Source organism: Pseudoalteromonas sp. NS-SX12 (assembly GCF_057367955.1).
In genome coordinates this window covers 2,235,639-2,261,554 of record NZ_CM170634.1, presented here as the reverse complement: position 1 = coordinate 2,261,554, position 25,916 = coordinate 2,235,639, and the positions used below count along the sequence as shown (strand labels likewise).

The 25,916-nt window shown below is 41.4% G+C and carries 19 protein-coding genes and 8 tRNA genes; 6 read left to right on the top strand and 21 right to left on the bottom strand.

Annotated features, from left to right (window positions below; all coding sequences use genetic code 11):
• Window positions 1-158: 158 nt before the first annotated feature.
• Window positions 159-1,286 carry a M14 family metallopeptidase gene (locus AC2IOM_RS10480; protein ID WP_100913494.1) on the bottom strand — a complete coding sequence of 376 codons (1,128 nt, stop codon included), beginning with the start codon at window positions 1,284-1,286 and terminating at the stop codon, window positions 159-161.
• A 123-nt stretch (window positions 1,287-1,409) separates the two neighbouring features.
• Window positions 1,410-2,855, bottom strand: a complete 1,446-nt coding sequence (locus AC2IOM_RS10475) for a glyceraldehyde-3-phosphate dehydrogenase (RefSeq protein WP_010559937.1) — start codon at window positions 2,853-2,855, stop codon at window positions 1,410-1,412.
• Between the two features lie 248 nt (window positions 2,856-3,103).
• Between AC2IOM_RS10475 and AC2IOM_RS10470 the strand changes: the two genes are divergently transcribed.
• Window positions 3,104-3,895 carry a DUF2989 domain-containing protein gene (locus AC2IOM_RS10470; protein ID WP_054981054.1) on the top strand — a complete coding sequence of 264 codons (792 nt, stop codon included), beginning with the start codon at window positions 3,104-3,106 and terminating at the stop codon, window positions 3,893-3,895.
• A gap of 413 nt (window positions 3,896-4,308) precedes the next feature.
• Here AC2IOM_RS10470 and ihfA read toward each other — a convergent pair whose 3' ends face one another.
• The 16 genes from ihfA to uvrY form a co-directional block, all read right to left on the bottom strand.
• Window positions 4,309-4,605, bottom strand: a complete 297-nt coding sequence (gene ihfA, locus AC2IOM_RS10465) for an integration host factor subunit alpha (RefSeq protein WP_010559935.1) — start codon at window positions 4,603-4,605, stop codon at window positions 4,309-4,311.
• 3 nt (window positions 4,606-4,608) lie between these two features.
• The gene (gene pheT / locus AC2IOM_RS10460; RefSeq protein ID WP_486358311.1) at window positions 4,609-6,996 is read right to left on the bottom strand and encodes a phenylalanine--tRNA ligase subunit beta; all 2,388 of its coding nucleotides are present in this window, start codon (window positions 6,994-6,996) and stop codon (window positions 4,609-4,611) included.
• A 13-nt stretch (window positions 6,997-7,009) separates the two neighbouring features.
• The gene (gene pheS, locus AC2IOM_RS10455) at window positions 7,010-7,990 is read right to left on the bottom strand and encodes a phenylalanine--tRNA ligase subunit alpha (protein WP_100913496.1); all 981 of its coding nucleotides are present in this window, start codon (window positions 7,988-7,990) and stop codon (window positions 7,010-7,012) included.
• Window positions 7,991-8,382: 392 nt separating this feature from the next.
• Complete coding sequence (hda, locus tag AC2IOM_RS10450) at window positions 8,383-9,090, bottom strand: DnaA inactivator Hda (protein ID WP_486359559.1); 708 nt, start codon at window positions 9,088-9,090, stop codon at window positions 8,383-8,385.
• Entirely contained in the window at window positions 9,090-10,145 is a 1,056-nt protein-coding gene (locus AC2IOM_RS10445) for a DUF2066 domain-containing protein (protein ID WP_486358310.1), read from the bottom strand. The genes hda and AC2IOM_RS10445 overlap by 1 nt, the downstream gene beginning before the upstream one ends.
• Before the next feature lie 95 nt (window positions 10,146-10,240).
• Window positions 10,241-10,327: transfer RNA gene (locus AC2IOM_RS10440), tRNA-Leu, on the bottom strand.
• 42 nt (window positions 10,328-10,369) lie between these two features.
• A tRNA-Cys gene (locus AC2IOM_RS10435) sits at window positions 10,370-10,443 on the bottom strand.
• Window positions 10,444-10,544: 101 nt separating this feature from the next.
• A tRNA-Gly gene (locus AC2IOM_RS10430) sits at window positions 10,545-10,620 on the bottom strand.
• A gap of 102 nt (window positions 10,621-10,722) precedes the next feature.
• A tRNA-Leu gene (locus AC2IOM_RS10425) sits at window positions 10,723-10,809 on the bottom strand.
• Between the two features lie 32 nt (window positions 10,810-10,841).
• Window positions 10,842-10,917 (bottom strand) — tRNA-Gly (locus AC2IOM_RS10420).
• A 22-nt stretch (window positions 10,918-10,939) separates the two neighbouring features.
• Window positions 10,940-11,026 (bottom strand) — tRNA-Leu (locus AC2IOM_RS10415).
• A gap of 33 nt (window positions 11,027-11,059) precedes the next feature.
• Window positions 11,060-11,133, bottom strand: a tRNA-Cys gene (locus AC2IOM_RS10410).
• Window positions 11,134-11,149: 16 nt separating this feature from the next.
• Window positions 11,150-11,225: transfer RNA gene (locus AC2IOM_RS10405), tRNA-Gly, on the bottom strand.
• 250 nt (window positions 11,226-11,475) lie between these two features.
• Window positions 11,476-12,027, bottom strand: a complete 552-nt coding sequence (gene pgsA / locus AC2IOM_RS10400) for a CDP-diacylglycerol--glycerol-3-phosphate 3-phosphatidyltransferase (protein WP_010559930.1) — start codon at window positions 12,025-12,027, stop codon at window positions 11,476-11,478.
• Window positions 12,028-12,040: 13 nt separating this feature from the next.
• The gene (gene uvrC, locus AC2IOM_RS10395; RefSeq protein ID WP_486358309.1) at window positions 12,041-13,864 is read right to left on the bottom strand and encodes an excinuclease ABC subunit UvrC; all 1,824 of its coding nucleotides are present in this window, start codon (window positions 13,862-13,864) and stop codon (window positions 12,041-12,043) included.
• Between the two features lie 4 nt (window positions 13,865-13,868).
• The gene (uvrY, locus tag AC2IOM_RS10390; protein ID WP_010559928.1) at window positions 13,869-14,516 is read right to left on the bottom strand and encodes a UvrY/SirA/GacA family response regulator transcription factor; all 648 of its coding nucleotides are present in this window, start codon (window positions 14,514-14,516) and stop codon (window positions 13,869-13,871) included.
• Between the two features lie 355 nt (window positions 14,517-14,871).
• On the opposite strand from uvrY, the gene AC2IOM_RS10385 reads away from it, so the two are divergent.
• From AC2IOM_RS10385 to AC2IOM_RS10370, 4 genes are all read left to right on the top strand, one after another.
• Window positions 14,872-16,029: a Na/Pi symporter gene (locus AC2IOM_RS10385; RefSeq protein ID WP_100913499.1), complete on the top strand. Its 1,158-nt coding sequence runs from the start codon at window positions 14,872-14,874 to the stop codon at window positions 16,027-16,029.
• A gap of 136 nt (window positions 16,030-16,165) precedes the next feature.
• On the top strand, window positions 16,166-18,511 hold the full coding sequence (locus AC2IOM_RS10380; RefSeq protein WP_486358308.1) for a carbohydrate binding family 9 domain-containing protein: 2,346 nt from the start codon (window positions 16,166-16,168) through the stop codon (window positions 18,509-18,511).
• A gap of 220 nt (window positions 18,512-18,731) precedes the next feature.
• Window positions 18,732-19,700, top strand: coding sequence for a cysteine synthase A (cysK, locus tag AC2IOM_RS10375; protein WP_010559925.1), 969 nt, complete (start codon window positions 18,732-18,734; stop codon window positions 19,698-19,700).
• A 97-nt stretch (window positions 19,701-19,797) separates the two neighbouring features.
• Entirely contained in the window at window positions 19,798-20,235 is a 438-nt protein-coding gene (locus AC2IOM_RS10370; RefSeq protein ID WP_486358307.1) for a hypothetical protein, read from the top strand.
• A gap of 66 nt (window positions 20,236-20,301) precedes the next feature.
• On the opposite strand, the gene AC2IOM_RS10365 is transcribed toward AC2IOM_RS10370, so the two are convergent.
• Window positions 20,302-22,557, bottom strand: a complete 2,256-nt coding sequence (locus AC2IOM_RS10365; protein ID WP_486358306.1) for an acyl-CoA dehydrogenase — start codon at window positions 22,555-22,557, stop codon at window positions 20,302-20,304.
• A gap of 143 nt (window positions 22,558-22,700) precedes the next feature.
• Here AC2IOM_RS10365 and AC2IOM_RS10360 point away from each other — a divergent pair, with 143 nt between their 5' ends.
• Entirely contained in the window at window positions 22,701-24,533 is a 1,833-nt protein-coding gene (locus tag AC2IOM_RS10360; protein ID WP_198521085.1) for a M2 family metallopeptidase, read from the top strand.
• 224 nt (window positions 24,534-24,757) lie between these two features.
• Here the strand turns inward: AC2IOM_RS10360 and AC2IOM_RS10355 are convergent, their stop codons facing one another.
• A complete protein-coding gene (locus tag AC2IOM_RS10355) occupies window positions 24,758-25,513 on the bottom strand; it encodes a putative porin (RefSeq protein ID WP_486358305.1) in 756 nt (251 codons plus the stop codon).
• Between the two features lie 13 nt (window positions 25,514-25,526).
• Window positions 25,527-25,904, bottom strand: coding sequence for a PH domain-containing protein (locus AC2IOM_RS10350; protein ID WP_010559920.1), 378 nt, complete (start codon window positions 25,902-25,904; stop codon window positions 25,527-25,529).
• Window positions 25,905-25,916 lie beyond the last annotated feature (12 nt).

Here is a 25,916-nt window from a genome sequence, read left to right as displayed (position 1 = left end):
CTCTTGTTATTATTTTTTTGGGGAGCAATACCAATTCTGTTAAGTATGTGATCAGAAGTAGCGCTGGAGAAATGAAATTCAAACGCAGTTAGCATGATATTTAACCCGCTAAAATGATCAACAATTTAAGTGAATTGGTATAAGCTCCGCTATTTTTATTATCGTAGTTTATCTACCACACTTACGATTGCCGCAAGTGTGTCTTGTCCAAATGAATACGAACGGCGATCTGACCAGCCGTAATCAACATCTGGTAAATTATTATTATCTTTAAATGGCATTTCAATCGTGTATGAAAGGCAGTTAAACTCTTGTCCAACCCAGCTTGAACCTACAGTAAGATTTGCCTGACCTGGTTCATCTTTTGGATAACCATGTTCATCTTGGAATTCTGGTGTAGTAACAAACATCGCCGCTTTAAAGCTATCTTCTAGGTCTTTTAAGCGCGCATCGTAGCGTGGAATGCCTTCACTGCCCGCAAAGAAGTTAAACGGAATCGCTTCATCGCCGTGTACATCAAGACACATATCAACACCGGTAGCGAACATTTTTTCGCGTACAAAATATACTTCTGGACTCTTTTCGATTGATGGTGTTTGCCATTCACGGTTTAGGTTAACGCCCGCCGCATTAGTACGAAGGTGACCACGTACACTACCGTCTGGGTTCATATTAGGCACAATATAGAAAACCGCTTTATTTAATAGTGCAGCGGCATGTGCGTCTTCGTCATCCAATAGTTTGTGAAGCACACCTTCAATGAACCACTCTGCCATGGTTTCACCAGGGTGCTGACGTGCGATCATCCAAATTGTTTTCTTATCGTCAGCAGGTTCGCCGATTTGTAATACGCTAATATCGCGGCCATCAAGTGTTTCACCTAATGTTTCGATAGTACAGCTTTCGTGTGATTGCGCCCAAGAAAGTAAGTCTTGGTGACGCTCATAACTGTATGGAGCAAAGTATGCGAAATATACTTGTTCGCACTCTGGTGTAAACTCGATAACTAATTGGTTATTTTCAAACTTAGTTGGTACTCGGAACCATGTTTGACGGTCATACGATGCAACTGCTTGGTAATCAACCCACCCTTCTGGGTACGCTGATTTATCTAAATCAACAATCGTCAAACGATGTAATAAATCAATTTGTGATTCTAATTTAAAGTGAAACCACTGGAAAAATTCAGACTGGTTGTCATTTTTAATTTTTAATTGAATATCTTCACGGTTTTCAAGGCTAAGTACCTCAATATTACCGCTATCGAATTGGCTTGTAATTCTCATAAACTGTGTTCCCTAACGCACAATATCTTTAAGCCTATCAAAATAACGAGTGGGCTGAAACAATATGCGAGTAATTGAATAAAAAAGCCGGCACAATGGCCGGCTTTTAGATAAAAAATTAGATTAACGAGGTAAGCTTGGGTGTGTTACTTCAGCCATATCTTGCATACAGCGAACAACCTGACAGCTATAACCAAACTCGTTATCGTACCAAACGTAAAGTACTACGCGATCACCATCAACAATCGTTGCTTGTGAATCAACAACACCTGCATAACGGCTACCAACTAAGTCAGTTGATACGATTTCAGTAGATGCTGTGTAATCGATTTGGTCACGTAAATCTGAGTAAAGAGCCGTTTCACGTAAGAATTCGTTTAACTCTTCAACTGATGTTGCAGTTTCAAGGTTAAGGTTAAGAATTGCCATTGACACATTTGGTGTCGGTACGCGAATAGCGTTACCTGTAAGCTTACCTTCAAGCTCAGGTAATGCTTTAGATACTGCTTTTGCAGCACCCGTTGACGTGATAACCATGTTAAGTGCCGCAGCACGGCCACGGCGCTCAGCGCTGTGATAGTTATCAATTAAGTTCTGGTCGTTCGTGTACGAGTGAACTGTTTCAACGTGACCGTTCTTAATACCGAACTTGTCATTTAATGCTTTTAGCGTTGGCGTAATCGCATTTGTTGTACAGCTTGCTGCTGAGATAATTGTATCTTCAGACAGGATATCTTTGTTATTTACGCCGTAAACAACGTTTTTGATATTGCCTTTAGCTGGTGCTGTAAGAAGTACTTTTGACGCACCTTTTGCCGCTAAATGCTGACCAAGGCCATCTTCGTCTTTCCAGATACCTGTGTTATCAACTACAAGTGCATTTTCAATGCCGTATTGCGTGTAATCTACTTCGCTTGGCGAGTTAGCGTAGATAACTTGAATGTAGCTACCGTTTGCTTTAATTGCATTACGCTCGTTATCAACAGTGATTGAACCGTTGAAAGGACCATGAATTGAATCGCGGCGTAATAAGCTTGCACGCTTTTCAAGGTCGCCTTTTTTACCGCCACGTACAACAATTGCACGTAAACGTAAATCTGTGTGAGGACCACTTTTCTCGATTAGAAGACGTGCTAATAAACGACCGATACGGCCAAAACCGTAAAGTACTACGTCGCGAGGTTCAATTTTGTCTTCTTTATTGTGGATTTCAGCTAATTCTGCTGCTAGGTACTCTTCGATTGAACGACCTTCACCCGCATTTTTATAGATATAAGCATAAGCTAGTTTACCTAAATCGATACGTGCTGAAGTCAGTTCCATTTTGTCGATAGCTTCTAAAAACGGGAAGCTTTCGCGAAGACGTAGTTTGCTGTCTTCAAATTGTGCAACAGTTTTGTGTGCTTTAATAACGTCAATTGTGCTTGCATTAATTAGTGGACGACCGTAGATGGCAATCTCGATGCCACGGTTACGGTAAAGCTTACCAATAATTGGTTGCATGCTTTCAGCGAAGTCTTGGCGTTCCTGCCAGCTATTCAGATAATCTTGCTCGTGAGATGAGGTCATTTTGTCTACCTAAACGTAAAATTTTGAACGGATAGCCTAAAGCGTTAATTGTGAGAAGTGCTTTAGACGCGTGCATTCTAATTGAAAAACATTGTTTTTTCCACCATTTCAATATCAGACTTTTGCCGTGTACCGATAATCCCATTGAGCGAAAACAAATTTATGCGAATTATGACCAATGCACTATTACATTTAAGCAAAGGATTCGCTAAGCTTAGAACATCCTATTGTAGTTATGTCATTAAATTGTGTTAAAAAAACTATCTGCACTTTGTTTGCTTTCTCTTCTCGTTGGCTGCGACAATGCCAAAAGTATTCGTGAAATTTGTGACGAAAATAGCCAGTTTTGCGCCGATCTTAATACCGACAGCCATTGTAATACCGAGCGTGCCGACGTTATTTTAGGGCGTTATGCAGAATCAAAAACGCCTGATGATGCAACTAAATACAAACTACTCAGCGCATTTCACGATTATGCGAAATGTGTTGAGCTAGCAGCTAGCATTGAACACATTAAACTAAAAGAAAAAACCACGTCGCGCGTAAATGGTCACCTCACTGCACTAAAAGAGATAAACCGTTTATCGAAAGAGACACGAAATTCACAATATCCACACCTGCTATTCTATCACTGGTCACGAAATGGTGATGAAGGCGCCATTCAATCACTGATTGCAATGGATGAAAAACGTGAGTTAGAAACGTCTGAATTCCAATACAAATTAGCTACTTACTACACTAAGTTTGATAGCGATTTGGCAATAGATAAGCTTTACCATGCGCTTGAGTTAAACCCTGCTGGTAACGAAGCCAAGCCAGAAATCTACACTGCACTGACAAATATGTTTTATCAAATGGAAGAGCATAAGCTTTCTTATATTTGGGCATTAGTAGCAAAAGAAGCTGGCGTGCAAAATATTGACTTAGCACCGCTTGAATATGAACTTACCAATCAAGGTAAATCATTAGGTGAGCTCGCAAATCTTGCGGCAGATACCCTCTCGCGTATTGAAGACGGTAATTTCACGTCGCCACGATAAGGTTTTCACATCAAGTAAAATTCGATTGCTTGTAGGGTCTGTTGAACTTTGCTGTTCTATTTTTGTTCTTTTTGAGCGTGCTTTTATCGCGGCGCTCGATGTGTGGCCTAGTAATCTAAGCAAATATCGAGCAAAGCTTCCGCATCCTGCTCACGCCCCTTACCTACATCCATATAGGCAACAATGAGAAAAGGGCGCTCAAAAGAACCATTCGGCAGCGCTTGATTGGCTTTTCTACTGTGTTATCGGCTGACTCACATAGAATAACTATGTCACGCAGCCTCTGCCTTGTATAAAACCCAATCAAACTGCTGCAAAAACGAACTTGAAAGGTCAACAGACCCTAGTAAAGAGCAAATAAAAAAGCCTGCATTAAGCAGGCTTTTTCGAATTGGCTTCATACATACGCTTGGTTAGTCTTTACTGGTACCAACTTCTACGCGTGTCTTCAGTTTTTGACCTGGGCGGAATGTAACAACTCTGCGTGCAGAAATTGGAATATCTTCACCCGTTTTAGGGTTGCGCCCCGGACGCTCTTTCTTATCTCTAAGATCAAAATTACCAAAGCCAGAAAGCTTAATTTGCTCGCCTGCTTCTAGTGCAGTACGAATCTCTTCAAAAAAGCTTTCGACAAGGTCTTTAGCGTCTTTTTTGTTAATACCCAGTTTTACAAATAGGTGTTCAGCTATGTCGGCTTTTGTAAGCGCCATAATCTAGTCCCTCAACGATGCGTTAAATTGTTCAGCCAATTCGGCCACCACTAAGTCTACAATTGAGTTGATGTCTTTCTCTTCAAGGGTTCGCTCTGAATTTTGCAGTGTTAATGCAATCGCTAAACTCTTGTGATCAGCCTCAACTCCTTTGCCCTTATACACGTCGAATAAGTTTAGGTCAACTAGTTGATTTCCGCCAACTTTTTTAATTGACTCTAAAATATCACCAGCATTTACCGAATCTTTAACAACAATCGCAATATCGCGTCGGTTAGATGGGAACTTAGAAACCTCAACCGCTTCAGGTAATACACGGTTTTCTAAACCTAACAACTCGATTTCAAAGGCAAAAACTTGATTGTTAATTCCTAGTTTAGACTGTATTTCTGGGTGAATACAGCCTAAGTAACCAATTTTTTTACCATTTCTTATAATCGAAGCTGATTGACCTGGGTGTAAACCTTCATTTTGCTCAGCAACAAACGAAATATTCGCCATATCACCAGTCAGGTTTAATAGTGCTTCAACGTCGCCTTTTACATCAAAAAAGTCGACTGGTGTTGATGCGACACCCCAATGTTCGTTATGCGTGTTACCGTAAATCACACCACCAATAATTTGCGTTTGCTCAACACCATTTTCAGCGGCATCGTTTTTAACAAACTTTAAGCCTGATTCAAATAGGCGAATACGTGATTGCTGACGGTTTTGGTTATATACCACTGAGCCTAATAAGCCTGGTAATAAGCTTACGCGCATTGCCGACATTTCAATTGAAATTGGGTGCGGTAATACCAGCGCATCAGCACTTGGGTGTAGCAAGCTTTGTACTTTAGGGTCAACAAAACTGTAGGTGATTGCCTCTTGGTAACCACGGCTTACTAATTCATTGCGAAAACGCTTCAGCGGCAGCACGGCTTCTTGGTGATCTGTCATCGCCAATTTCGCTGTTGGTGCTACGTTTGGAATATTGTTATAACCAAATACACGTGCTACTTCTTCAATTAAGTCTTCTTCAATTGAAATATCAAAACGGTAACTTGGTACATCAGCTTGCCATGTGTCATTTTCAAAGCTAACTGTAAGACCTAAACGGGTAAGAATATTTGTTACCGTTGCATCATCAATGTGGTAGCCGATAACACGGTCTAAACGTGCGCGACGTAATGTCACTGATTTTGCTTTTGGTAGGTGTGCTTGTGATACAGCTTCAACTACAGGGCCTGTTTCACCGCCAACAATATCAAGTAATAGTTGGGTTGCACGCTCCATTGCGTCATGCTGAAGTTTGTAATCAACGCCGCGTTCATAACGGTGCGATGCATCCGTATGTAAACCGTAGCTACGCGCTTGTCCAGCAATTGCCAGCGGGCTGAAGAAAGCACTTTCTAATAAGATATCGTGTGTTGTTTCGGTAACACCTGATTTCTCACCACCGAAGATACCAGCCATCGCAAGTGCTTTTTGGTCATCAGCAATTAACAGCGTGTTCTCTTTTAGCTTTGCCGTATTGCCGTCAAGTAATACAAGCTCTTCACCTGGATTTGCGTTACGTACTTTAATACCACCTTCAATTGCGTTTAAGTCAAACGCGTGCATTGGGTGACCAAGTTCAAGTAATACGTAGTTTGTTACATCAACAACAGGATCAATTGAACGAATACCGCTACGACGTAATTTCTCAACCATCCAAAGTGGTGATTCAGCGTTTAAGTTAATGCCCTTAATTACACGACCTAAATAACGAGGACATGACTCAGGATTAACTAATTCGATGTCAATTTTGTCATCAATTGTCGGTGTAACCGGCGTAATTTCAACGTTAGTAACGTCAAGGCTGTTTAATACGCCTACTTCGCGTGCAAGACCTTTAATACCAAGACAGTCACTGCGGTTTGCCGTTAAATCAACGTCAATAGTCACATCATCTAAGCCGAAGTATTCGCGAATATCTGTGCCAATTACTGCGTCTTCAGGTAACTCTAAAATGCCGTCTGAGCTTTCAGCCATGCCTAACTCTTCGAACGCACATAACATGCCGTGAGAAGGTTGACCGCGTAATTTTGCTTTCTTAATTTTAAAATCGCCCGGTAATACCGCACCAACTTTAGCAACCGCTACTTTTAGACCTTGGCGACAGTTTGCAGCACCACAAACGATATCAAGTAGTTCATCTTCGCCAACATCTACTTTAGTTACGCGTAATTTGTCTGCATCTGGGTGTTGGCCACATTCAACCACTTGACCAATAACAACGCCTGTAAAATCACCGGCAACGGCGTCTAAACCATCCACTTCAAGGCCTGCCATCGACAGCTGCTCAGAAAGTGCATCAGTATCAATTGCTGGGTTTACCCATTCTCTTAGCCACTTTTCACTAAATTTCATTGTTACTTCACTCTTACTTGAATTGGTTTAGGAATTTTAAGTCGTTTTCGAAAAATGCACGTAAGTCATTTACGCCGTAACGCAACATGGTTAAGCGCTCAACGCCCATACCAAATGCGAAACCTGTGTATTCTTCAGGATCGATGCCAACAGAGCGAAGTACATTTGGGTGAACCATGCCACAGCCTAATACTTCTAACCATTTACCGTTTTTACCTTTCACGTCCACTTCTGCTGATGGCTCAGTGAATGGGAAGTACGAAGGACGGAAACGGATTTCCATATCTTCTTCAAAAAAGTTACGTAAGAAATCGTGCAAAATCCCTTTAAGCTCTGTGAAGCTTACGTTTTTATCAACCATCAAGCCTTCTACCTGGTGGAACATTGGCGTATGCGTTTGGTCGTAATCATTACGGTATACACGGCCCGGTGAAATGATACGCAGTGGTGGTTGTTCCGCTTCCATAGTACGGATTTGTACACCACTTGTTTGCGTACGCAATACCAGCTTAGGGTTAAAATAGAAGGTATCGTGATCAGCACGTGCTGGGTGATGTTCAGGAATATTCAACGCGTCAAAGTTATGGAAATCGTCTTCCACTTCCGGACCAGATTTAACAGCAAAACCTAGCTCACCAAAAAAGCTTTCAATTCGTTCGATAGTACGTGTTACAGGATGTAGACCCGCAGTCGGTTGAGTACGACCCGGTAGCGTCACATCAATAGTTTCTTTTGCTAGCTTCTCTGCTAATGCTTTTTCTTGTAGCGCTTCGCGCTTCGCATTGATTTTTTCTTGAACTTGCTGCTTTGCCTGGTTAATTACCTGACCTGCAGTTTTACGTTCTTCTGGGTCCATTTTACCTAGGCTTTTTAATAGGCTAGTAATTTCGCCTTTTTTACCTAAGTAATTTACGCGCACATCTTCTAAATGAGCGATTTCACTGGCTTTCTCAACAGCTTCAAGGGCTTCAGCCAAGATTGCTTCTAAATTCATAAGGGCTTTTCACTCGTTTTTGCCAACCAGCTCAATATCACATTGAGTTGGCTTGATTTCTCGTAACGTTTAACTATCGATTAACGTAACATTTTTTAATAAAAATTAGCCCATTATGATACCCGAAAAACAATTGTTTTTACTAGAGTGATAATGGTTAAAAAGGCACGTTATTGTTAATTTTAGGTGGTTTTTTTAGGCTTATTTCGATTGCACTAATTTAGTGGTCGTATATTGCGATAAAAAACAATTTAGAACTAAGCTGAAGATTTAATAGATAGCGGGCTTATATTTTGACTTTCAACACAGTCTTTGCTTCATTTCGCTCGCATCGATGCCTGTGTTACAAATAAAATAGACAAAAGCACGATTTTTCAAAACGTGCTCATGCTTTATAGATCTAAAATAGACTTGATAAACGGAATGGTAAGCTTGCGCTGTTCAACGATTGAAGCATGATCAAGCTTATCTAAAATATCCAGTAATGCACGCATATCACGACTAACGCGCGACAATAAAAAACGCGTCGCTTCTTCAGTGAGTGTTAGGCCACGCATTTTCGCACGTTTTACTAACGCTTCGGCTTTATCATCATCACTCATCGAGCGGATTTGAAAAGTGGTGCCCCAGTTGAGTCGCGATTCGAGATCTGGCAATGCAATATTAAGCATATTAGGCAGTAAATCCCCTGCTACTACTAACATTTTTCCTTCACTATTGAAGCGATTGAAAAAATTAAATAGCGCTTTTTCCCACAGTGAGTCGCCTGCAACTTGCTGAATATCATCAATGCAAATAACATCGAGCTTTTCTAAGTCGTCTAGTACATGTGGGTCAAGCCAAGCGAGATCTTTACAGGATAACAAAAAACACGATAAACCGAGCTCCTGTGCGCGAATACACGTTGCATACAGTAAATGTGATTTACCTGAGTCAGAAAAACCACACAAATACACATAATTAAATGGCATTGTTTGAAGTTGTGTTAATCCCACTTCAAGTTGTTTAACAACATGGGAATTTTCACCGCCAAAGAAGCTCATAAATGTTTCGTCGTCTGGCAATGTTACCGGCAACGCCATTTGTTGATATTCACTCATTACTGGCTTAGCCATTGATACTCAAGTTGTTGTGTACTTTGATGACTAAATGGATCAAAAATAATCTCAAATTGTGAATCCAATTGTAGCGCTTTTTTCAAGCTATCTACGTGCGCATTAAGGTATAGCACTAAATCCACACGTTCCCCTTGACGGAAACTTATATCTAATTCATCAACTTGGGTAAGCGTACGTAAGCGAGTTTTTAACGCTTCAAGCTGTTTAATACCTTTTACACCAAAAAAGCGTACTGTCACACTGCTGGTAACCTCAGTTTCACTAAGTGATGCATACTGGTTGGCGATTTGCGTTGAAATACTACTAACAAGCTCTCCGATAATCGTGAGTTTGTCACCCTTAAGCTGGTGTAATTGGAATGTGCCTTGGTTGGTAAACTGCCAATCCAAATGCCATACATTCTCGCGTTGATACAGCCTTGCCGACACAATGACTTCAGGTTCGTAACGACGTGACGCATTTAAAATTTGCTGCGGAAAGTTAGCCCACACATCTGTAACCGTTAAATTCATGCGATCTTCGAGATCAAGTAACGGCATAACAATCGGTAAGCCCGCATTATTACTATTGGTATCGAGTAAATGAAAAATTTGTGGGTAGTCTTCTTTGGTGACTAATGAGCGTTGCACGTCTTCTTCAATTGCAAGCCAAATTAACGTCAGCGGTCTGCGGTTACCCCAAATCGGGATTTCCATCTCATTAAGTACGCCGTCGATTAATTGTGGCTGATAACGAATTTTTAAATACGTTTGGTATAAAGACTCTTCATACTCGTATTTGAGTACAAAGCGAGACAGGCTTTTAAACGCATCACCAATTGCTGGGTGTGATTTATCAATACTGCGGCCGGATACTTTTTCAAGCACACCAATAAAACCAACACGGTTTGCTCGGCGTTGTTGCGCTTGGGATTTATCATCAACTACCGCTTTATATTGATAAAGGTCGGTCACTTCAACGGCTAGAATAGCCTTACTGAAAACCAGTAATAAAGTAAAAATCAGTGCGTTTTTCAAAGTGTTAAACTTGTATTCCATCGTGGGTCTGATCCTAAAACATCAGATGATGCAAAGCAAAGTAAATTTAGCTAAAAATATGCTTAGAATTATAAGGAATTAAATTTGATATAAAGTGGTGCCCGGGGCCGGACTTGAACCGGCACGTCATTACTGACGAGGGATTTTAAATCCCTTGTGTCTACCAATTCCACCACCCGGGCATCGGGCTGCTTTCGCATGTGGAGAGTATTATCTTTCGATAATGGAGGCGGAACCCGGAGTCGAACCGAGGTAGACGGATTTGCAATCCGCTGCATGGCCACTCTGCCATTCCGCCAATGTCTTCATAATGAAGCTGGATAAATAATTGGTTCGAACTATTAAAGTTAGAAGTTCTGGCTTGGTGAAACCAAGTTATTAATTATTTTTCCTAAAAATTGGAGCGAGTAACGAGGTTCGAACTCGTGACCTCGACCTTGGCAAGGTCGCGCTCTACCAGCTGAGCTATACTCGCATTCCATTTCAACCGTTTTTTAGCTTAGTAACCAAACGTTACTTCGAGCAGTTGAACTATACTCGCTGCCAATGGCTTTTTGTGAGGCTTAACTCAAATAAGTGGTGCCCGGGGCCGGACTTGAACCGGCACGCTATTACTAGCGAGGGATTTTAAATCCCTTGTGTCTACCAATTCCACCACCCGGGCATCGGGTTTCTACGTTGCAGCAAAAACCAATTTGGAGCGAGTAACGAGGTTCGAACTCGTGACCTCGACCTTGGCAAGGTCGCGCTCTACCAGCTGAGCTATACTCGCATCAAATTGATTCTAAAATCAATGGTGCCCGGGGCCGGACTTGAACCGGCACGTCATTACTGACGAGGGATTTTAAATCCCTTGTGTCTACCAATTCCACCACCCGGGCATCGGGCTGCTTTCGCATGTGGAGTGTTGAAAATGGAGGCGGAACCCGGAGTCGAACCGAGGTAGACGGATTTGCAATCCGCTGCATGGCCACTCTGCCATTCCGCCGACTTCTTTAAGAAGTTGGAGCGAGTAACGAGGTTCGAACTCGTGACCTCGACCTTGGCAAGGTCGCGCTCTACCAGCTGAGCTATACTCGCGTTCCATAAACCGTTTTTTAACTTAGCACTAACACGACCTTGTCGTATTCTTGCTTCGAGCAGCTTAGCTATACTCGCACTTCCAATTGGGCAGTTAGTTAACCACTCCCCTCTCAACACCGACGCATTCTACATAGATTATTAAACGCGTCAACATAAAAATGTCGGAAATAAGTTGTTTGATTATTTTTTATCTAAAATGATTTAAAAACACTCGTTTATGCACTTATTTCAATGCACAAACACCAATTTAATTGTTTGATTGAGACAACGCGCCCCAGCCAGCAACCAAATATTGCACCATCGAAATAAAGGTTAAGATAGTCGCAATATAAAATAATACAAATGATAAGGTGATCATTTGGCTATCGTACTGCCAAATCAAACCAATAATCGCCAACATTTGTGCTGCGGTTTTAATTTTACCTAATTGCGATACCGCCACATTGGCGCGCTCACCCACTTCCGCCATCCATTCACGCAATGCCGATACGATAATTTCTCGACCAATAATAATAATGGTCGGAATCGTAATATAGAGCGATTGGTAATGTTGGGTTAATGCAATAAGTGCAACTGACACCATTACTTTATCAGCAACAGGGTCAAGGAACGCACCAAATGGTGTTGATTGTTCAAGTTTTCTTGCTAGATAGCCATCTAACATATCGGTGACTGAGGCAAGCCAAAAAATAAACGCGGCCCAGAAAAAAGACCACTTAGCTGGAATAAAAAAGAAAACAATAAAAATCGGAATTAAGATCAGGCGAAAAGCTGTAAGTGTATTTGGAATGTTCCACATATTGGTATTTTATTTATTTGTCATCATTTAGATGATGATAGATTCGTTCTGCGATGCTACGACTAATGCCCGGCACTCGCTCCAATTCAGAAATAGTAGCGCTTTTTACCCCTTGAATGCCACCTAAATATTTTAATACGGCTTGACGTTTTTTCGCGCCAACCCCTGAAATCTCTTCAAGCACAGATGTATTGCGCTGCTTTTGACGTTTATTACGGTGCCCTGCAATAGCAAAGCGGTGACTTTCGTCACGAATATGTTGAATTAAATGTAACGCTGGCGCATCCGATGATAAATTCACCGTGCGCCTGCCGCCGTCAATTAATAACGTCTCTAAACCCGGTTTTCGTGATGTGCCTTTGGCAACACCTATTAATAGCGGTAATTTGTTGTGTGACCAATCAGCAAAATAATGTTCAGCTTGTGATAACTGCCCTTTACCACCGTCAATAAAAATAATGTCGGGAATTTTACTTTCGTCAGTCAGTTTGTTGTAGCGCTTTCTAAGTGCAAATGCCATAGCAGCATAATCATCACCCGGTGTAATGCCTTCAACATTAAAGCGGCGATATTCTTTATTGGCTGGACCTTGGTCGTCAAATACCACACACGACGCAACTGTGTTTTCGCCCATGGTATGACTAATATCAAAACACTCCATACGATTAATGCTTTCTAAACTTAGCGCTTCTTTTAATTGAGCATAACGTTTCGCAATGGAGTCTTTTGCACTTTGTTTTACTTCTAAGGCATTTGCTGCATTTTTATTAGCAAGTGCCAAATAGTCAGCCTTTTCACCACGCAGCGCTAATACAAATGCAATTTTCTTACTGCAAATTGCCGATAACCCTTCTGCTAACGTATCACTGCCTGCAAATGCAAACGGCACAACTAATTGTTTTGGAATTCGTCCGGTATTGGATAATTGCACATAATATTGTGCACAAAACGATTCTAAGACTTCTTCATTGCTACTGTCTTTTGGCGTTTTTGGAAAATACGTTTTGGATCCCAAAATCTTATGGTCGCGGATCATCAATACATGTACCGCCACCAAACCGTTTTTAGCCGAGAAACCAATTACATCGAGCTCTGCAACATTGCCCGATACCGCTTGTTGTTCTTGCATTTTGCGCAGCAATAAAATTTGGTCACGCAATTGCGCTGCTTTTTCAAATTCGAGCGAGATACTCGCCGCTTCCATTTTTTCAACCAATGTTGCGATTACTTCTGACGAGCGCCCCGCCAGAAATTTTTTCACCATATCTACTTCTTGCTGGTAATCCGTATCGGAAATTTTACCTACACATGGCGCTGAACAACGCTTTAACTGATATTGTAAACACGGGCGACTGCGTGCCCGATAATACGCATCTTCACATTGACGCACTGGGAAAATCTTTTGCATTAAGCGCAAACTTTCAGACACGGCGCCGGCACTTGGATAAGGGCCAAAATACTCGCCTTTAATTTTTCTAGCGCCACGGTGAAATGCTAAACGCGGATGCGTATGGTTAGTTACTAAAATATAAGGATAGGATTTGTCGTCGCGCAACAAGATGTTGTAACGCGGCATGTATTTTTTTATTAAATTATTTTCAAGCAGTAGCGCTTCGGTTTCGGTATTCGTCAGTGTAACTTCAACACCGCAAATATTCGCCACTAACGCTCGGGTTTTGTTTTCGGGAATGTTGTCGCGAAAATAGCTTGAAAGACGCTTTTTTAAATTTTTTGCTTTACCAACGTATATAACTTGCCCTTTGACGTCTAACATTCGATAAACGCCGGGTTCATTTGATACGGTTTTTAGAAAGGCTTTTGCGTTAAACGCCGACATCGTGTTATTCGGCGTCAATCTCAATCATTTTATGGCGGATAGCAAGGTGTGTTAATTCTACATCGCCACCCACATTAAGCTTTTCAAACATACGGTAACGGTATGAATTGACCGTTTTTGAGCTTAAGTTTAGCTGATCTGCAATAGTTTGTACTTTCTCACCTTTAGTGATCATCAGCATAATCTGTAATTCGCGGTCTGATAGGCTTGCAAACGGGTTTTCATCATTGCGTCCGCTAAACTGCGCTAGTGCGATCTGCTGCGCAATTTCTGGCGCAATATAACGTTGCCCTGTTTTCACTGCACGAATAGCATTAACCACTTCTTCAGGACCTGCACTTTTGGTCAGGTAACCGTGTGCACCAATTTGCATTACTTTGCTCGGGAATGGGTCTTCACATTGCATGGTCAATACAATGACCTTTACATCTGGGCAGAATCGACAGATTTTTTTAGTTGCTTCTAACCCACCAATACCTGGCATATTCATATCCATGAGTACGATATCTGGGTTATTTTGACGGCAAAACTGAACCGCCTCTTCGCCAGTTTTCGCTTCACCAACCACTTTAAAGCCACGTACGTCATCAAGTATACGCTTTATACCTGTGCGAACGAGTTCATGGTCATCAACTAACAATACGTTAATCAAGGAGTTACCTCACGGTTATCAATGTAAGACAGATTTAAGAGGCCTAACCATAGCACATTAGTTATCAAAGTCGAACAACTTAAATTGGATTTCCATGGCTATTTTGACCGATTGTTCACTAACTCACCGATTTATAAAAACTTCATCATTTACAATCTATTACATTACGAAATTTTAACGTTCTAACAGCAATTTAATGACGATAACAACACATCGATTGTTGTTAACATTGAAATATTACACTCACTGTAATATTTCTTTCATATTTCTTTGTTTTAATCCGCGTCGTCACAAAAATGACATGTAAATGTCACATAACACGACCAACGAGGTCGTCGAAAACAAGAGAAATGAAATGAGTCAAAATACGTCAAATCCAATAAACGGCCAACAAAGTGTTACGGCCAAGTTATTAAACTGGGCTGCTATCGCATTTTTAGTTTATTTGGTTTTAGTTGCCGTTAGTACCGTAAGTGGCGGTTTTAAACTAGCATCAGGTGGCAGTGAAGGTGCGAAAGAAATTTTTGCATTCGCGACCAACCCATTTGTTGCATTATTGCTCGGTGCACTCGCAACTGCGTTAGTACAATCATCATCAACCGTTACCTCGGTTATTGTTGGCTTAGTGGCTGGCGGATTACCTATTCATATTGCAATTCCAATGATCATGGGTGCGAACATTGGTACAACTATTACAAACACCTTAGTATCAATTGGTCATATTCGTTCAAAAGAAGAATTTAAACGTGCATTTGAAGCGTCAACAGTACACGATTTCTTTAACTTAATTGCTGTTGCGATTTTCCTACCGCTTGAATTAGCGTTCGGCATTTTACAAAAACTATCTCAAAGCCTTGCGCATTTATTTGTGGGCGACGCTGACCTATCACTTAAAAGCTATAACTTTATCAAACCACTTGTTAAGCCTGCGGTAGGCGTAATTAAAGATGGCCTTGCATTTTTCGATGGCAAAACTCTTGGTATTGCTATGGTAATTGTGGGTATTGCACTGATTCTATTTGCAGTAACAACACTTGGTAAACTATTGCAAAAAGCGCTTGTTGGCACAGCCAAAGAAATGCTACACCGTGCGATTGGTAAAGGCCCTGTTGCAGGTATTACATCGGGTGCTGTCGTTACGGTTATGGTGCAATCATCGTCAACAACAACAAGCTTAATGATCCCGCTTGCAGGTAGTGGTGTATTCTCGACTAAACAAATTTACCCATTTACGCTAGGTGCAAACATTGGTACCACCATTACTGCCCTACTTGCTGCAACATCAATTACAGGCGCAGCTGCCGAAGTGGCATTAACAATTGCCCTTGTTCATGTAATGTTTAACGTATTTGCTGTTGCGCTTATTTACGGCACACCATTCCTACGTGAATTACCGCTTCGTGCTGCAAGTAAGCTGGCTGAAGTGGGTTCAAATAATAAGTCTTTAGCGTTAGGTTATGTGCTAGGTGCCTTTTTCGTTGTGCCTGGAGTAATGATGTTAGTGGCGCGCTAAAAACTACCTACCTTGTAAAAATAACGATAAAGTGGTTACTTTATCGTTATTTTTTGTTGCTTAACCTTATCTAAATTGCTCGAAAAACTGCAACACTCTAAAATACTGCGAAACAATAAAAACTCGTGCAATTAAAATGAAATACCCGCTAGCACTGTGTGCTGCTCTACTCTCTACCTCTGCAATAGCAAAAACCGACACCACACTTGAAATCCCATTTTTATCAGATTCAGTCGTTATTGATGGCAATATAAATGAGAGTGTGTGGCAGCAAGCAAAACGCATCGAAATCAACAATATCACTTGGCCCTATGAAAATATGCCAGCCAAGGAGCAAGCCTACGCACTTGTTTATGAAGATGGTGAATCACTCAATGTTGCTTATGTGGTAAGTGATTCAAACCCAAATGCAATTCGTGCGTTTTATCGCGACCGTGATAAAAACTGGAGCGATGACTTAGTGGGTTTGAAAATTGACTCATACAATAACGAAAAGCTGGCGTATCAGTTTTTTATTAATCCGCTTGGCGTGCAAATGGACTCCATTGAAAACGTGCTAACAGGCCAAGAAAGCGATGCGTGGGATGGTATTTGGCATAGCTCGGGGCAATTAACAGAAGCGGGTTATGTTGTTGAGATTTCAATTCCGTTTCGTATATTAAATTTCGAACAGGGTAATAACAGTAAAAAAATGGCGATGGAATTTGTTCGCTTTTTACCACGAAATGAACGCCTGCGTATTTCATCAATAAAAATCGACCACGCTAACAGCTGTTGGGTTTGTCAAATGCAAACCGTGTCAGGTTTTGAACAAGCCGAACAAGGCAATAACCTAACGCTAGTGCCAACCATTGTAGCTGGCAGCAGCGAAAACCGCGATGTCAGTGTTGCACCCATTGAAGATTGGCAAGCAGATAACACCTTAGAACCGGGATTAGACCTAAAATGGGGGATCACGCCAGAAGTTACGCTTACCGCAACCATTAATCCTGACTTTTCACAAGTCGAAGCCGATGTTGCACAGCTTGGTATCAACAACAGTTTCACTTTGTTTTTTCCAGAAAAACGTGCCTTTTTCTTAGAGAATACCGATTACTTTTCAACACCTTGGAACCTTATTTATACCCGTAATGTGGCAGAACCTGACGCCGGTGTAAAACTTACGGGAAGCGTTGGCTCGCATACCTTTGGTAGCTTTATCGCTAACGATAACCAAAGCAATGTGATTATTCCCGGTAACCTAGGCTCGACTGTTGTCTCGTTAGAAAGTAAAAGTAACAATGTTGCGGCACGTTATCGCTATGACTTTACCAATGACTTCTCTATAGCCGCAACGACAACCGCACGAAGCGCTGATGACTACTACAATTATGTTTCGTCACTTGATAGCAAATACCGTTTAACTGAAAACGATACCTTTATCGCACAACTTGCGATGTCGCGAACAAAGTATTCCGATGAATTTAGAGACCGCATTTGCGACGCCGATAACCTTTCAACGTGCAAACAACAAGCGCGCATTCAATGTGAAAATGAGCAAGATTGTGAAATAAGCGAACAATATTTACGTGTCAGTGCTGAAGAAGCAATTGATGATATTGCCTATAAGCTTAGTTATGAGCACAACGAAAAGTATTGGAGTCTATTTGCACGCTACGACAACCTTGGTGAAGATTTCCGCGGCGATTTAGGTTTTATGAACCAAGTTGATTTTAATAAGTTTGTGAGCGGTGGTCGTTATCGTTGGTACGGTGAGCAAGGTGTTAATTGGTATAATCGTATCGAATTTTACAGTGACTGGGATATTAGCCATAACGCCAATGGCGAACTGCTGGAAAAAGAAGTTCAAGCAGACTTATCATTTAACGGCCCATTGCAAAGCTACGGTAAAATTGAATTGCTCCAGCGCGACCGCGTTGGTCTTCGCCATAATAAAGCGCGGTTAGATATAGATGGTAACACCTCGCTGTTTAACGAAAACCTCGTTGGCGTGTATTTAGAATTTAAACCAATCTCAGGCATGTTTGCCTCACTTTACGCTAATACAGGTAATCATATCGACTTAGCAAACAATCGTTTAGGCGATAAAACCCGTATTCGCCCTGTACTAAATATGAACTTAAACCGCCATATAGAACTGCGCTTGCGTCATACATATGAATCGATGGACGTGGATGGTGCCGATCTATTCACTGCAAACTTAACCGATGCGCGATTAAGTTATCAGTTTAACAATCGAAGTTTTGTACGATTAGCCGTAATTTATCGTGATATTGAGCGCAATCCAAATAATTACATTGATGATGTAACAGCGCACTACAAAGGGTTTTCAACTCAACTGCTCTACTCTTATAAAGTGAATCCGCAAACGGTATTTTTTGCTGGCTATTCCGATAACGGTTATCAAGATGATGACTTATCAAAAATAGAAAAGACAGACCGTTCAGTATTTATGAAAATGTCATACGCTTGGATGCTATAAGTTAAAGACGTTTATGGGAAGCTAAGGCTTCCCTTTTTATTTCTGAGATTTCGTTTTTTAACGTGTTATTTCACGTTCTTTACCAATAACACTGCTAATTTAGCCATAAACGCCTATTTCAGGCAGTTTGGCTATATATTATAGCCAAACTTTCCTTTCGTTTTTGCAACTAGTCAGTATGCTTAGCGTAAATGAATCCGAACATTTAGGGATACACATAATGAGTAACATTTTTGAAGATAATTCACTGAGCATTGGTAATACACCACTGGTTAAACTTAACCGTGTAACGTCAGGTAACGTATACGCGAAAATTGAAGCGCGCAACCCAAGCTTCAGCGTTAAGTGCCGTATTGGTGCATCAATGATTTGGGAAGCTGAAAAGTCAGGTGAATTAACCAAAGACAAAGAGTTAATCGAACCAACTTCAGGTAACACAGGTATTGCACTTGCGTTTGTTGCTGCATCACGCGGTTATAAGCTAACGCTAACGATGCCAAACACAATGAGCCTTGAGCGTCGTAAGCTATTAAAAGCGTTAGGTGCAAACCTAGTATTAACTGAAGGCGCTAAAGGCATGAAAGGTGCGATTGAAAAAGCACAAGAAATTCAGCAAAGCGAACCTGAAAAGTACATTTTACTACAGCAATTCGAAAACCCAGCAAACCCTAAAATTCACTTCGAAACAACGGGCCCTGAGATTTTCGACGCAACTAATGGCGATATAGATTTCTTCGTAGCCGGTGTTGGTACAGGTGGTACTATCACAGGTACTAGCCGTTTCTTAAAATTAGAAAAAGGCCTAGACGTTAAATCAATCGCAGTTGAGCCAGTTGATTCACCTGTGATCAGCCAAAAAATTGCAGGCGAAGAATTAAAGCCAGGTCCTCACAAAATCCAAGGTATTGGTGCAGGTTTCATCCCAGGTAACTTAGACGTTGAAATGATCGACGGTGTTGAGCAAGTTTCAAATGACGACGCAATCTCAATGGCGCACCGCCTAATGAAAGAAGAAGGTATTCTTGCGGGTATTTCTTCTGGTGCTGCGGTTGTTGCAGCAAAACGTATCGCTGAACTGCCAGAAAACAAAGATAAGAAAATTGTTGTTATTCTACCAAGCTCTGCAGAGCGTTACCTAACTAGCCCACTGTTTGCTGAAGAGTTTACAGATCAAGAGTTAGTGCAGTAATTTACTGCTTTAAAAGTGCGAAGCACCGCTTCGCACTTTACATCCTATCAAAATCATTCCACACTTAGCCTAAATAAAAATAACGACAATTAGGCATATGTTACGTAACATTCTTCTTTCATCTTTGTTTATATTGCTTGCTGCGTGCGGTGAAACTGCACCTGAAATAAAAGCAGATAACGACTCACCTGAATATAAAGCATCTGAATTTTTCTACGCAGTATTGCTTGAAGACGACATCAATAAAGCAGTCAATGCATCGGTGCCAAAATATGGCCGCATTATAAAATCATACGGCTCAACAAAGCAATTTGCGCGCAATGTACTAAATATGCGTTTTGACGAAGTGGAAATTGAAATCGACCACGGCAGCCGCAGTGTGCGTAAGCGTTTTGGCGATTCAGCCGTGTTAAACGTTATTTTACACGGTAAACATAACGGTAACCGTATCGCCGATATGCGCCAGATTAAACTTGTTAAAGTAAAAGGCACTTGGTATATCGAAAAAGTACTCGACGACCCTTACGCGCGCTAATACTTTGCTTATTAAACCGCTCAGCGCAATCTGTGCATTGCAAAGAGCGGTTTAATTTAACCTCAGTTAATCAAACGATTCAAACTCATCTACTTTTATTACCGCTTGACGCAGCGTTTCATATTCAGTGAGTTGCGCTAATTCTTCTTGATTAAACTCATCACTCAATGTGTTTATCGCATTCAATCTGTCAAACTTAATATCAAAACGCGCATGTTTAATGGCTTTTTCAAAACGCGATATTAAGGTTTTGTGCTCAGACAAAATCACTAATAAGCGCTCCATATTATCAATATCACTACCTGCTTTGATATGACACAAGTTGCATAATCGCTCTCGCATTACTGCGTTGTTACTTAAACTATTAACCACTTGATTTAATGTCATATCACTTGGTTTGTGATACGGGTTTCCCCACGGGAAAACCGCAAAACGAATCACACCGCCAAATGAAATATTGGCAAAAAATGCATCAAAGGCTTGGCCTATTTCATACAAACAATGGTCAATGGCGTAATTAACAAAAGGTAAGTCGGAGACTTGCCTACCGTCGTCTTCATAGCGTTTTAACACGCTGCTGGCTAAATAAAGCTGACTTAAAATATCACCTAAACGTGCTGATGTTGCTTCTTTACGCTTCAATGCCCCGCCCAAACGTAACATGGCGTAATCGGCGCAAAATGCAAATGACGCACTGAGTTTTGTCAGCGTTTGATAATAATGTGCAACAGGTCCTGCGCTTGCTTTAGGCACAAACCAATTTGCGGTTAACCCATGGAAAAAGCTAAAGCCAAAATTACCTAATGTATGTACGATATGTTTGCAAAGATACTCATCAAATTGATGTAAGCCACTTTGTTCGTCATCCATTGCCACCGCTTCCATTTCTTTCAAAATAAATGGATGACAACGCGTCGCACCTTGACCAAAAATCATTAAACAACGTGTTAAAATATTTGCCCCTTCAACCGTAATAGATACAGGCGTGCCTTTGTAGGCACTCGCTAAACTATTACTTGGCCCATTTTGCACCGCTTTACCCGCTTGAATATCAAAACCATGATTTACGATATCTCGGCCAATTTCAGTAAGGTGGTATTTAGTAATGGCAGTGATCACCGCAGGGCTTAAATTAAGGTCGAGTGCCGTTGTTGTCATACGTCGTGTCGATTCGGTAAGGTAACTCATCGCAGCAATGTGCGCTAAACTTTCGCCTACGCCTTCAAACTGTGCGATTGGCAAACCAAATTGCTTACGAATTAATGCATACGCACTGGTTGTGCGCGTAGTTAAGTGAGCTGTTGCAGTCGCAAGTGCAGGCAACGAAATACCTCGCCCCGCACTCAAACATTCAACCAACATGCGCCAGCCTTTACCAATGTAATCTTCACCGCCAATTAGCGCATCAAGTGGCACAAAGACATCTTCCCCTTCGGTTGGGCCATTCATAAATGCCATGCCCATCGGGTCGTGACGTTTACCGGTTGTAACCCCTTTTGTTTTTGCCGGAATAAGTGCACAGCAAATGCCTAAATCTTCTTGTTCGCCCAATAATCCATCTGGGTCATATAATTTAAATGCTAAGCCAATAACCGATGCAATCGGCGCGAGTGTGATATAACGCTTACGCCAATTGAGCTTGATGCCCAGTGTCATTTTGTTTTTATAGCGTTTTTTACACACCACACCGTAGTCTTGAATTGCCCCAGCATCAGAACCCGCATCTAAGGCAGTCAAAGCAAAACACGGCACTTCCTCGCCATTTGCCAGTTTAGGTAGCCAAAAATCTTGTTGCTCTTTAGTACCATAATGAGCAAGTAATTCTGCAGGCCCTAAACTGTTTGGCACCATCACCGTGACCGCGGCTGATAAACTCGAACAGGCAATTTTACTGACAATGGTTGAATTAGCGTACGCGGAAAAACCGTGACCACCGTGACTTTTCGGTACGATTAAGGCAAAGAAGCCCTCTTCTTTTAAGTACTTCCACACCGCTTTAGGTAAATCGCGTTCGGTCACAATTTGGTGATCGTCCAACATATCCAGTAATGTGGATACTTGATTATCAATAAAACTCTGCTCTTCTGTGCTCAGTTTTGGGTTGGGGTATTCGCGAAATGTTTGCCAATTTGGCCTGCCAGAAAACAGTTCGCCATCCCACCAAATATCACCCGCTTCCATTGCTTGGCGCTCTGTATCTGACAGAGGCGGCAAAGCCTTTTTGAAATAGTTAAAAACAGGTTTTGTTACAAATCTTAAGCGATTGGCACGAATGCCAAAAATCGCGGCAATAACAAAAACAATTATTATAAAAATCAACATTGTAAAAACTATCCCTTGAATTTATTTAACGCTTACCCAAGTATGACTTAATCCCTGAAAAAGTCTAACTGGCATTTACCCAAAAACCACGACTTGCTAATATGCATTGTTGGCTTTAGGCCATTACTTTAAGGGAAACAATAATGACATCATTTAAACTCTCACTACCCGCATTACTCGTCGCATCAGCGGTCGCGATTACTGGCTGTAATGCAACTAGCAAACAACAAGAAACACAATCGGCACAACAAGTAACAGCACAAGACGCAAAAGCGTTTTTAGCAAATACTGAAACAGAATTAATGGCGCTTTATAACGAAGTTAGCCGTGCTGAGTGGATTTACGCAAACTTTATTACGCACGATACGTCAGGCCTATCTGCTGCAGCAAACGAAAAGATGACTGCTGCTGTAGTTCGTTTAGCAAATGAAGCGTCTAAGTTTGATAAATTAGACCTAGACGAAGATAGCCGCCGTAAACTAGATAAACTGAAGCTTGCACTCACCCTGCCTGCTCCACAAGATCCAGCTAAAACTGCTGAGCTTTCGAAAATCGTTGCTGAACTTGGTGGCCTTTACGGTAAAGGTAAATACTGTAAAGAAGACGGTAAGTGCTTAAGCCTTGGCGATATGACTGCAACCATGGCAACAAGCCGTGATTACGACGAACTACTTGATATATGGACTGGTTGGCGCGAAGTTGCTAAACCAATGCGTCCTCTTTACGAGCAACAGGTTGAGTTAACAAACCAAGGCGCAAACGAGCTTGGCTACGCAGATACTGGCGCTATGTGGCGCAGTAAATATGATATGCCTGCCGATGACTTTGCCAAAGAGTTAGACCGTATTTGGGGTCAGGTTAAGCCACTATATAATTCACTACACTGTCACGTTCGCGCAAAGCTAGGCGAAAAGTACGGTGAAGACAAAGTACCTCAAGATAAGCCAATTCCAGCACACTTACTGGGTAACATGTGGGCACAAACGTGGGGCAATATCTACGATGTAGTTGCACCTGCGAATGCTGATCCAGGTTATGATGTAACTGAATTGCTTGCTAAGCACAACTACGACGAACTAAAAATGGTGCGTGGTGCTGAGAAATTCTTTACGTCAATGGGCTTTGCACCATTACCTGAGACATTCTACGAACGTTCACTGTTTACTAAACCACAAGATCGCGACGTGCAATGTCACGCTTCAGCTTGGAACTTAGATAGCAAAGACGATTTACGTATTAAGATGTGTATCCAACGTACTGGCGAAGAATTCTCAGTAATTCACCACGAACTGGGCCACAACTTCTACCAGCGCGCTTACAACACACAACCAATTTACTATCAAGAAAGTGCTAACGATGGCTTCCACGAAGCAATTGGTGACACTATCGCCCTTTCTGTAACACCTGGTTACTTAAAAGAAATCGGTTTACTTGATGAAGTACCGGATGAATCAAAAGATATCGGTCTTCTAATGAAAATGGCAATGGATAAAATTGCATTTATTCCATTTGGCCTACTTGTTGACCAATGGCGCTGGAAAGTATTCTCTGGTGAAGTAACACCTGAGAACTACAACCAAGCATGGTGGGAACTGCGTGAAAAGTACCAAGGTGTAGCAGCACCAGTAGCACGTACTGAAGAACACTTTGATCCGGGTGCGAAATACCATGTACCAGGTAACACACCTTATACACGTTATTTCTTAGCGCATATTCTACAATTTGAATTCCACCGCGCATTATGTGAAATCGCAGGCAGCAAAGAGTCAATTCACCGTTGTAGCGTTTATAACTCAAAAGAAGCCGGTGAGCGTTTAGATGCGATGCTGAAAATGGGTTCTAGCCGTCCATGGCAAGAAGCGCTTGCAAGCGTAACAGGTAAACCAGAAATGGATGCAACAGCAATTCTTGATTACTTTGCACCATTACAAAAGTACTTAGATGAGCAAAACAAAGGCCGCCAGTGCGGTTGGTAATCTAATACCAATTCTGTTGAGTATGTGATCAGGGATAGCGCTGGATAAATGAAATGGTAACAAGGCGGAATTTTTCTTATGTAGTTGTTCTACATTGATAAATTTTAACGCAGTTAGCATGATATTTAGCCCGCTAGGATGATCAGCTATTTAAGTGAATTGGTATAACTTAGCTTAAACAAAAAAACCGCTGAAATTCAGCGGTTTTTTATTGTTTAATACGTTTAAAACTGGCCATACACGGCAAAAACAAGTGCTTCATCAATATCTTGATAGCCAATTGAAAAGGCAAAATTAGCGTCGGTATAATATTTCGCTTTTACTTCAAACTTGCCATCATTTACACCCAGGCCTGCAGAGATTGCTTGGTTTAAATAATAAGTACCAAATACACGGGTAACGATATCATTCCCGGTTTCAGTCACAGATGCATCAACGGCTAAATGCTGCGCACTGTTTAGCGCCATAAAATAGCGAGACGCCAGTTCCCAGCTATCTAGGTCTACCTCAGTATCAAAACTAAACGCAAGATAATCAATACGGTTAATTTGATGATTGTATTCAGCACGCGCAAATACTTCGCCGTCTTGACCATCGGCATCGCTATAGCGTGCACTGACTTTAAAATCATCGTTAATCAGGTAGCCAGCACCAGCGCTAAAGGCATCATAATCACCTTGTTTGGCAACGTCTGCGGTGATAAATACATTATTTGGTAAAAAATATTCGCCACCAATATTGTAGAAGTTATCATCGTAAAAGTTATTAATTGAGCCGTACAGGTTGGTATCGGTATTTAGATAGCCAAACTCATCTAACACACCAATCATTGCTTGCGGTTTAAAAAAGTAATGGCTGCTAAACGCAAAACCATCGTAGTTATCGGCATTAACATAATTAAATTCGTTAAACGACTGATAACTCGCGGCATTTACACCAGTCGCCGCCATTAATAAACCTGATAAAAGAAATTTCTTCATATAAAACTTGCCACTATCCTAATGTGTATTGACTTAAAATTTTGTAAACCTGATCGATATCGTCTCCCGCCTTAAACTCTTTTGTTAGCGGATTTGGCTCAGAGCCTAACCAGATTTTTAATTCAGCATCGAGATCAAATGTGCCTGCTGACTCTTTGCTAAATTTAGTTATTTTGCTGTAAGGAATTGAAAGTACTTCGGCTTTATTACCGCGTACGCCTTGGCGATCAACCAAAATTAGGCGTTTATTGGTAAACACTAAAACGTCGCGAATAACTTTATACGCCTTTTCAACTTGCTCACCGTCAATCAGCGCTGAATCAATAAAACGCTCAACTTCCTCGCTGTCTACTTCACTTGCATTACCCAATAAGCCTGATAAAAGTCCCATTGTTGTCTCCTT